Source organism: Sphingopyxis sp. SCN 67-31 (assembly GCF_001725095.1).
Window position 1 is genome coordinate 1 of the sequence record NZ_MEFH01000031.1, and the last position, 8548, is coordinate 8548.

Genomic DNA, 8548 nt, shown 5'->3' on the forward strand with positions numbered 1-8548 from the left:
GCCCGACACGAAGCGCTCGAAGAGCAGCTCGTGCTTGATCGGGTCGATCGAGGTCACGCCGAGCAGGAAGCAGACGCAGCTGTTCGCGGCCGACCCGCGGCCCTGGCACAATATGCCGCGGCGCCGGCTTTCGGCGACGATCGAATTGACGGTCAGGAAATAGGGCGCGTAGCCGAGCTCGCCGATCAGGCGCAGCTCATGCGCGATCTGTTTCCGATAGGCAGGCGGCACGCCGCCCGGAAACATCCGGTTCGCACCTTCCTCGGTCAACGCCGCTAACGCCTCTTGCGCGGTGCGGCCCTCCATCACCTGCTCGTAGGGATATTGGTAGCGGATCTCGCCAAGGTCGAAGCGGCAGGCTGCCGCGATGTCGGCGGTCGCCGCGATCGCGTCGGGGAAGAGCGCGAAGCGCCTTTCCATCTCGGCCGGGCTCTTCAACGCCCGGTCCATGAAGCGTTCGCGTTTGAACCCGAGTGCATCGACCGTCGTCTTCTCGCGGATCGCGGTCAGCACGTCCTGCAGCGGGCGCCGTTCGGGCGCATGGTAGAGGATGTCGCCGAGCGCGACGCTCCGTACCCCCACTTCCTGCGCCAGCGCATCGAGCGCGCGAAGCCGCGCGAAATCGCCGGGCCGGCGGTGCAGCGCGAGCGCGAGAAAGGCGCGCGGGCCGAAGGCGCCGCTGAGCTCGGCGAGATCGAGCCGCGCCCGCTCGTCGGCTTCACCGGTCAGGAGGATCGCGACGAGGCCCTCGGCCGCGGCCGCGACGTCGGGCCAGTCGAGCCAGCAATTGCCCTTGCCGCCGCGCGCCTTCCCCAAGGAAAGCAGCCGGGTCAGCCGCGACCAGGCCGCGCGATCGGTCGGATAGAGGAGGATCGAGCGACCGTCGCGGAGGTCGACGCGCGTCCCCGCGATCAGCCGGACGCCGGTTGCTTCCTGTCCAGACAGGCCGCGCACCATGCCGGCGACACTGCCCCGGTCGCAAAGCCCGAGGGCCGAATGGCCGAGGGCAGCGGCGGTCGCGAACAATTCCTCGGGCGAAGAGGCCCCCCGCAGAAAGGAAAAATGGCTCGTGGCGTAGAGTTCGACATAGGTCGTAACGGGGTCCGTCATCCGAACACGCCATGCATGTACCAGCTGAGGTCACCCGTCTTGTCGGTGATCGCGTCGCCGCGGCGGAAGAGCCAGAAGCGCTCGCCGCTTGTCGCCTCGACCCGGAAATAGTCGCGAACCGCCCACATCTCACCTGGGCGGCGCCACCATTCGCCATGGATCCGCTCGGGGCCATCGCCTGCGACCACCGCATAGCTCCGCCCGCGCCACGCGAAGCGGCGCGGCGGATGGTCGGGAAGCAAGGCGACGACGCCCGACAGCGCCTCGGGCCGCGCGAGCATCCGGATCGGCCGCGGCCAGACGGGCCAGCCGGCGGGCTTGACCAAAGGCCCGGCGCGCACGATCGCGCGCTCGGGGACATCGCTTTCGATCGCGGACAGGCGGAACAGCGCGGCATCGCCGGCGCGGCCGGCCAGCGCATCGACGAGCGGAGCGAGGTCGGGCGCCTGGCGTGCCGTGTCGAGGGCGGCGGCGATCGCCTCGGGCGCCAGCGCTTCGACCTGCGGCGCCGCGAGAACCATCGTCTCGATCCCGAGCCCCGGCTCGATCCGGTCGATCCGGAGCCTGAACAGGCGCAGCAGATGTTTCGCATCGCGCGTCGCCCGCGCCGTCCCGACGGTGACGAACTGTGCGCCCATGTCGAGCCGGTCGCAGCGCAAGACGAGGCTCCGCACGCCGAGACTGCGCTCGCGCAGCGCGAGCACGAGATCGCCGAGCAGGTCGGCGATGACCTGCTCGATCGCCTCGGCGGTCCCGATCGGCTCGAGCAAGGAACGGCGCGCCTCGGGCATGTCGAACGGCACGACCGGAACGATCGGCTCAGGTACGAACCCTCGCGCCTGGTCGAGCCGCTCGACCGCGCCGCGCCCGAGCCGCCGGGCCAAGGGCCCGCGCGGCATCGGATAAAGATCGGCGATCCGCTCGATCCCGAAGCGCGCCGCCGCGGCGAGCGCCTCCGGCGCCAGCCGGAGCGCCGCCAGCGGCAAAGGCGCCAGCGCCTCGCTCTCGCCTCCTTCCGGCAAGATCCGCACGCCCGCGCCGCCATCGCGCGCGAGCGCGTGCGCGGCGCCCGGCGTACCGGCGATCGCGACACGCGCGGTGAAGCCGAGGCGCCGCAGAAAACCGAGCAGACGCGCCGCGAAACGCTCTTCGCCGCCGAAGAGATGCGTCGTGCCCGACAGGTCGAGCCACAGCCCGTCGGTGCCCGACACTGCCGCCGTCGGCGTCCAGCAGCGGGCGGCGTGGAGCGCAAGGCGATCGAGCCACGCGCGATCGGCGTCGGGTGCGGCATCGAGTATGTCGAGATCGGAGACCAGCGCGCGGGCATGGGCGGCCGCCATGCCGGGCACGAGACCGAGATCGAGCGCCGCCGGACAGGCGGCGGTCACGACGTCGCGCTGGCCGGTTCGCGCGACGACGATCGTCGGACGGAGGCCCCAGAGCGGCGGCAGCGGCGCAGCGATCCCGCCCGACGTCCCGTCGTCCGAGCGCAACGCCCGGAACACCGGTGCGGCAGCTTCGCTCCGCCGTCCCAGCTCGCGCATCGTCGGTCGCTGGTGCGCCGGGAGGGCGTCGAGCGACGGCCCGCCGGAGTGCGTGCCTTGCGCCCAGCGCGCGCCCGGACGCCAGCCGCCGCCGCGCGGCACCGAACAGGTGCCGGGATTGTCGTCGACAGGCTCGGGGAAGCGCGGACCAGCCCGCGCCCGATCAGGCGGCGTGCCCGAATGCGACGGTGTCCGTTCTGCCCGGCGCAACCGCTCGATCGGCAGTTGCGGCAGGAAGAGCGAGGCGACCCTGGTCATCGCACGCCTCCAGTTCGAGGGAAAAAGGCGGCCCGCCGCGCTGCCGGACCAGCTCGACATTCCAGCGCCCGCGCCCGACACCGGGCGAGGCGAGGCGGCCCGACGACAAGGTGCCGATGCGCCAGCGGGTCATCGCGAGCGACGGATCGGCGAGCGGGCATTGGCCGTAACGCCGGTACCGGCGATAGAGGATCATCGGCGTGTGGCCCTCGGATGCGGCCAGTTGCAGCCGGCGCGTCGCGGTCTGATCGGCCGCTTTCACTTCGGCAACCACGCAGGCGAGCGAACCGTCGCGCAGCGCGTCCTCGCACAGTGCCAGCAGTTCCTTGTCGGTCCTGCCTTGAGCATAGAGCACGCGGTCCGGACCGAGCCCCGCCTGTTCGAGACCGGGGGCATAGAGATCGAACCGCGTCAGCGCCCAGAGCGCCGACACGTCGGGCGCCGCCGCGAAGCGCGACGCGATTCCCGCCGCGAAGAGCGTTGCCGCAGCGTCGTCGCTCCAGCTTGCCGAGGCGCCCGCGACCTCGTGCAGGCCTGCGCCATCGAGCCCGCCGCCAGCGAGAAGATGATCGACCGGCCCGACGCCGAACGGCAGGACCGGCCCGCGCGAGGCGGCTACACGCGCCACCGCCGCGCGAAGCACGTCGATATCTCTGGCACTTGGCCGAGGTGCAGATTGGGGCGTCGTGCTCATGGGAATATCGACTCAAATGTTCCCTTTATGTTCCACCGAGTCAAAGGGCGCGTCAAGCGGGCCGCGACGAACCGCCGTGAATCGGTGTGCGCCTTCCGCCCGGCCTCTGTAAAAGCGAAACAAATTGGGCTCATGATCGTGACGGCTGCGTCCCGCTGACGGAACGAGGATCGCCGCCAAAGCATTGGAAGACCGGTGACGGACCTATTGCGAGGCGAATCATGCGTGAGAATCACAGCCGCTATTCCACCGTCTCGATCGTTCTACACTGGACGATCGCCATCCTGATCATCGCCAATGCCACCTTTGGCGGCTGGATGGAGGACGCCTCGGACAGCGAGAAACTTGGCTATTATCAGCTGCACAAATCGGTCGGGATCACGATCCTCGCGCTTAGCATTATCCGGCTCGGTTGGCGCTTCGGCCATCCCTGGCCGGCCTTCCCCGGCGGCATGCCGTCATGGGAACGGATGCTCGCGCGCACGACCCATGTCCTCTTCTATGTGCTGATGATCGGCGCCCCGCTTCTCGGCTGGGCCGCAGCGTCGGCGGGCGGGGCGCCTGAAGTGCCGCTTTACGGCGCCGTGCCCGCGCCCAATCTTCCGCTACCGCTGAACGAGGATCTCGTCGAAGAGCTCGGCGACATACACAAGCTGATGGTGAAGGCCATTTACGTCGTGCTTGCGCTGCATGTTCTCGGCGCGCTCAAGCATCATTTTTTCGACAAGGACGAAGTGCTCCACCGGATGCTGCCGCTGTTTCGCAATCCGCGCGGCTGACACGCGTCGGCGTCACGGCATGCTGTCGTCGCGGCTGAGCAGGCCCAGGGTGCGCTCATCGCGCTCGCCGCCGAACCAGCGGATGAGCGCGGCGGAGAAGAGCGGCCGCCGGCTCACGGCCTCGAACAACGTCAGCGACGAACGCAGCTTGACGGCGTCGACCTCGCCGAAGACCGCCACGGGGTCGCTTGCGGGCAGGTCCTGGATTGCCTCGACGCATTCGGCATAGCGCGCGCCGAGAAGCGGATGGGCCAGATAGGCCCGCGCCTCATCGGCTCCCGCGAGACCGTAGAGCTTCGACGTCGCGCTTCGGCCAAGGCCCGCGAGCTGCGGGAATATGAACCACATCCAGTGCGAGCTCTTCTTGCCGCGGCGAATCTCGCCGAGCGCGCGCAGGTATATTTGCTCCTGCGCCGTCACGAACAGGTCGAGCCCCTCTTCGTTTGTCATAAGGCAAGAGCGCCTTGTGCGGGGGGCTTGCCATATACCTGCGTCACCTCGAGGCTGCCTTCGGGAAGCCATTTCAATATGTCCTCGGCCGGAACGCGCGGATCGAGCCAGGCGGCCCATTGATCACGCGCGAGCGGAATGATCTGGCGATGGTGATAGGGTGCGATGTCGGGACCGGCGTCCATGGTCAGGAGGCTGAAGGCTTCGCCGACATGGCTGTCGCGCCACACACCGGCCATGCAGAACCAGCGATGGTCCTTCAGCGTGAACAGCCACTTGTCGAGCCGCTTTTGCGCGGGGTCGGTGGGATCGGTGAACTCATAGAAACCGTCGCAGAGGACGAGGCATCGATGCATGCCGAGATCGCGGCGCTCCGAGCGCACATTATAGACCGGTTTGCCGCCCTGTCCGGGCCAGCTCCAGCGCCGGTTGACGAGCGATCCGGCGGCGGCGCCGTCGCTGCTCTTCACGATCGGCGCGGTATCGGTGATGCGGACATCCTCGCGCGCCGGCACGTTCGGTGCGCCCTCGGGCATATCGATCTTGATCTGGAGGTTGTCGAAGTCCTCGGCGATCGACGCGATGTCTACCTCGAGCCGATAATCATTGCACATGCGCGTCGGTCCCCTCGCCCTTGCGACTCAACATCGTTCCCATTATGTTCCACATATGGGTATCGCGCCAACCCCTTTCGATCCCGACGCCCCGAGCGGAGGCGTGCAAACGCTCGTCCGGCGCAATCCCGACAATATGACCGAGATCGAAATGGTCAAAGCGGTTTGGGGTTCCGACCCGCGGTTTAGCGACGGGATCAATTATCGTTTCGTGCGCGCCGAGGGCCGCGCCTTCCCGGCGCGCCGCTGCCTGATCCCGGCGTCCGAGTTCCGCATGGGAACCGGCGATCACCGCTACCGGGTGACGCTCGACAGCGGCAATTTCTTCTATCTTGCCGCGATCTGGGACCCGCCACTCGCCGATTGGCCCTTGTCCTACCGTATCCTCACCATCCCGGCTGGCGCCGACGTCATTCCCTATCAATCGCGTCACGGCGTGATCATCCGGCGCCGCGATGCGAACCATTGGCTCGACGGCACGCTGCCGAACGAGCTTTTGTTCGAAGAGCCGCCGCGTCATACGCTGTTCGTTGAGCCTTTGCGCAAACAGGCGGAGCTTCCGCTCTAGATCAGGATGTCGTCGGCCCGCAGGGCCCGCACAAGCGCACTCTTGGCGAGCCCGCAGCGGGGCGGCGTGCGATGCGCGCCCGTGCCTAGCCGCCGCCCCGCAAGGATAGCGAGCCGAGTGTGCCGCGCGGCCAAAACAAAAGTGCGCCCCCTGGCCGAGCCTGCGAGGCCAGAGCGCGCTCATCAGATGCCGCGCCCGACATGCCGCCGCGCGGCCGTCCCGCCGGGCACGCCGGCGGGACGTACCGGCTCAGCCGTTCAGACGATCCTTGACGGCCTTCGCGGCGCCGAAGGTCAGCTTCTTCGAAGCCGCAATCTGGATGGTTTCGCCGGTCGAGGGATTGCGGCCTTCGCGCGCGGCCGATTCCTTGACCTTGAACTTGCCGAAGCCGTTCACCGAGACTTCGTCGCCCTTGGCGGCGGCGTCGGTGATCGCGGCGAAAACGGCATCGACAGCCTTCTTCGCATCGGCCTTGCTCACTCCAAGTGCGGTTGCGACGCTGTCCGACAGTTCGGCGTGGTTCATAAATCATCTCCTTGAGCGGCCGGAAGGATCCCGGCCGGGCGGGCGCTATAGCGCCGCGGACGGATCGGCGCCATCTGCGCCGCGCCAGGGCGCGGCACGGCGAGTTGCACTCGGTGGCGGCGTGCGGCAGTAGCGGCGGATGCTTCCCCACCGCCTCATCGCATCCGCCCTGCTCCTGCTGGCTGCCGCCTGCTCGCCCGCGACCTCCGCACCCGCAAACCCGTCCGTTCCATCGAAACCGCTCAAGCTCGGGAGCTGGAACCTGGAATTTCTCGCCGAGCGGAACGGCGAGGGCTGCAACCCCAGGGATGATGGCGACTATGCTGCGATGCGCCGCATCGTCGACGACCTCGACGCCGATGTGATCGCCTTTCAGGAGGCCGAGAATGAGACCGCCGCAGCGCGGGTCTTCGACCCCGCCAAATATGTCGTGATCATGGAAGCGCGGAAGGGCGCGCCGGGCGGCACCTGCGGAGGCAAGTTCCCGTCGCAGGCGGTGATCCGCCAGGCTGTCGGTTTCGCGATCCGCAAGGACATGGCCTTCGATCGCCATGCCGATGTGACGTCGCTGATGCGCGACAACGAGCAGCTTCGCTCGGGCGTCGACATCACGCTCCGCCCCGAGGGCCGCACACCGATCCGCCTTCTCGGCATCCACCTCAAGTCAGGCTGCTTCTCCGGGAGCGAGGCGAAGGCCTGCCCCATATTCCAGGACCAGATTCCGGCGCTCGAAGCCTGGATCGACGCGGCCGCCGCCGGGCCCGAGCGCTTCGCGGTGCTGGGCGACTGGAACCGCCGGCTCGCGCTTCCCGGCGACGCGATCTGGACCGAAATCGACGATGGTGATCCGGCCAACGCCGACCTGACGCTCGCCGACGCGGGCCAGCCCCCGGCCTGCGATCCGCGTTACGACAGTTTCATCGATCATATCGTGCTCGACCGGCGCGCCGCCGCCGACCGGACGGGGTTCAGCGAGACGCGCTATGCGACCGGCGAGAAGCATTATTCGGACCATTGCCCGATCGCGGTCACGCTGCGGCGCTAGAAAAATCCCGGGCCTCGAAGAGCCCACGGAACCATCGCGCGCCCGGCACGTTTCACTTAACTGTCCAGACGAAAGAATGGCAGAATTTGATCGCATCTTCGGATGCAATCTAGGGAAGCCCCGCTGCAGAGATGTAGCGGGGCTTACCATTTCTGCTCGCTGGATCGGCGCTTCGCTCTGCAACAGGCGACGCGCTATGCCCGCCAATCATTCCGCTTCGGGTACATCCTCGACACTTTCCCTACCGTCGTCATCAGGAAGGGGAACCTGCTCCGGAACTTGCTTGGGGCCGGTCGGCGGAGAATCGGGACGCGGGTCGGGCGGTGCGCTTGCCATGATAACTCCTGCGAACGGGACATTTGAGAAACGGCCGGCAACTCGCGCGGTTCCGGCGAAGCACAGCGGCCGTGCCGCAAAGCCGCACGCCCGGCCACAGAATTTGTCCAGAATGGTTTAATCTGCCTACGAAGCTTCCGTTTTGCATCGCTTTTGGATAGCGTGCCGTGTGATGACCGCAGGGGAAATGCACTCGATCGGACCAGAAGTGGTGGGGCTAGTACGAATGCCGCGTCCTCATATTGCGCGCTTTTGTCGAGAGGCACCGAGAGGGCGACCTCGCCATTTTCCGGATTTTAATTCCGGCGATCCGCACGGGCGCGGCCGACCATCGTCTTTCGCCTTTTCTATTCGTAAGCGAGGGTAGGTAAATGGGCGAGAGTCTGGGATATGACCTACGCATCAAATATGGCCTGACCGACGATCCCTCAGCGGAGATGATCGAAGCTTGGGCGCAACGTGTGACCGAATTGGCTGCCGAGATTTCCGATACCGAAGAAGCCGGACGCAAAGCATCCATCGAAATTGTCCGCCGTCAGCGCCAATGGCACAGATTTGAGGTTGTGATTTAAGGAGGATTTGGGCTTCGTCGTAGTGACGAAGGAACGAAGATGAAGCCCAAATC

Annotated in this window: 10 protein-coding genes; 4 read left to right on the forward strand and 6 right to left on the reverse strand. The window is 67.2% G+C overall.

The features are described from left to right. The 3 genes from ABS88_RS04775 to ABS88_RS04785 all read right to left on the reverse strand — a co-directional run. On the reverse strand, positions 1–1110 hold a 1110-nt coding region (locus ABS88_RS04775), incomplete at its 3' end, for a PHP domain-containing protein (protein ID WP_286749276.1). Further along, positions 1107–2912 (reverse strand): DUF6504 family protein, encoded by a 1806-nt coding sequence (locus tag ABS88_RS04780; protein WP_353745049.1) that lies wholly within the window; start codon positions 2910–2912, stop codon positions 1107–1109. The genes ABS88_RS04780 and ABS88_RS04775, both read right to left, overlap by 4 nt. Continuing rightward, positions 2818–3606, reverse strand: coding sequence for an ImuA family protein (locus ABS88_RS04785; protein WP_502686136.1), 789 nt, complete (start codon positions 3604–3606; stop codon positions 2818–2820). Before ABS88_RS04785 ends, ABS88_RS04780 begins: the two co-directional genes overlap by 95 nt. Positions 3607–3827: 221 nt before the next feature. Here ABS88_RS04785 and ABS88_RS04790 point away from each other — a divergent pair, with 221 nt between their 5' ends. Beyond that, entirely contained in the window at positions 3828–4385 is a 558-nt protein-coding gene (locus ABS88_RS04790) for a cytochrome b (RefSeq protein ID WP_286749278.1), read from the forward strand. 12 nt (positions 4386–4397) lie between these two features. Here the strand turns inward: ABS88_RS04790 and ABS88_RS04795 are convergent, their stop codons facing one another. Then, positions 4398–4835, reverse strand: coding sequence for a DUF1810 domain-containing protein (locus tag ABS88_RS04795; RefSeq protein ID WP_286749279.1), 438 nt, complete (start codon positions 4833–4835; stop codon positions 4398–4400). Further along, entirely contained in the window at positions 4832–5449 is a 618-nt protein-coding gene (locus ABS88_RS04800) for an SOS response-associated peptidase family protein (protein ID WP_286749280.1), read from the reverse strand. The genes ABS88_RS04795 and ABS88_RS04800 overlap by 4 nt, the downstream gene beginning before the upstream one ends. Before the next feature lie 103 nt (positions 5450–5552). Between ABS88_RS04800 and ABS88_RS04805 the strand changes: the two genes are divergently transcribed. Next, a complete protein-coding gene (locus ABS88_RS04805) occupies positions 5553–6017 on the forward strand; it encodes an SOS response-associated peptidase family protein (RefSeq protein WP_286749281.1) in 465 nt (154 codons plus the stop codon). 249 nt (positions 6018–6266) lie between these two features. Here ABS88_RS04805 and ABS88_RS04810 read toward each other — a convergent pair whose 3' ends face one another. Beyond that, positions 6267–6542, reverse strand: coding sequence for an HU family DNA-binding protein (locus ABS88_RS04810; RefSeq protein WP_286749282.1), 276 nt, complete (start codon positions 6540–6542; stop codon positions 6267–6269). 139 nt (positions 6543–6681) lie between these two features. Here ABS88_RS04810 and ABS88_RS04815 point away from each other — a divergent pair, with 139 nt between their 5' ends. Beyond that, entirely contained in the window at positions 6682–7587 is a 906-nt protein-coding gene (locus tag ABS88_RS04815) for an endonuclease/exonuclease/phosphatase family protein (protein WP_286749284.1), read from the forward strand. A gap of 707 nt (positions 7588–8294) precedes the next feature. Beyond that, positions 8295–8495 (forward strand): hypothetical protein, encoded by a 201-nt coding sequence (locus ABS88_RS04820; RefSeq protein ID WP_286749286.1) that lies wholly within the window; start codon positions 8295–8297, stop codon positions 8493–8495. Positions 8496–8548: the final 53 nt, after the last annotated feature.

Excerpts from the sequence above, each read along its gene's own strand:
- ABS88_RS04780 (WP_353745049.1), bottom strand. The coding sequence starts at position 2,912 with ATGACCAGGGTCGCCTCGCTCTTCCTGCCGCAACTGCCGATCGAGCGG.
- ABS88_RS04785 (WP_502686136.1), bottom strand. The coding sequence starts at position 3,606 with ATGAGCACGACGCCCCAATCTGCACCTCGGCCAAGTGCCAGAGATATC.
- ABS88_RS04790 (WP_286749278.1), top strand. The coding sequence starts at position 3,828 with ATGCGTGAGAATCACAGCCGCTATTCCACCGTCTCGATCGTTCTACAC.
- ABS88_RS04795 (WP_286749279.1), bottom strand. The coding sequence starts at position 4,835 with ATGACAAACGAAGAGGGGCTCGACCTGTTCGTGACGGCGCAGGAGCAA.
- ABS88_RS04800 (WP_286749280.1), bottom strand. The coding sequence starts at position 5,449 with ATGTGCAATGATTATCGGCTCGAGGTAGACATCGCGTCGATCGCCGAG.
- ABS88_RS04810 (WP_286749282.1), bottom strand. The coding sequence starts at position 6,542 with ATGAACCACGCCGAACTGTCGGACAGCGTCGCAACCGCACTTGGAGTG.
- ABS88_RS04815 (WP_286749284.1), top strand. The coding sequence starts at position 6,682 with ATGCTTCCCCACCGCCTCATCGCATCCGCCCTGCTCCTGCTGGCTGCC.
- ABS88_RS04820 (WP_286749286.1), top strand. The coding sequence starts at position 8,295 with ATGGGCGAGAGTCTGGGATATGACCTACGCATCAAATATGGCCTGACC.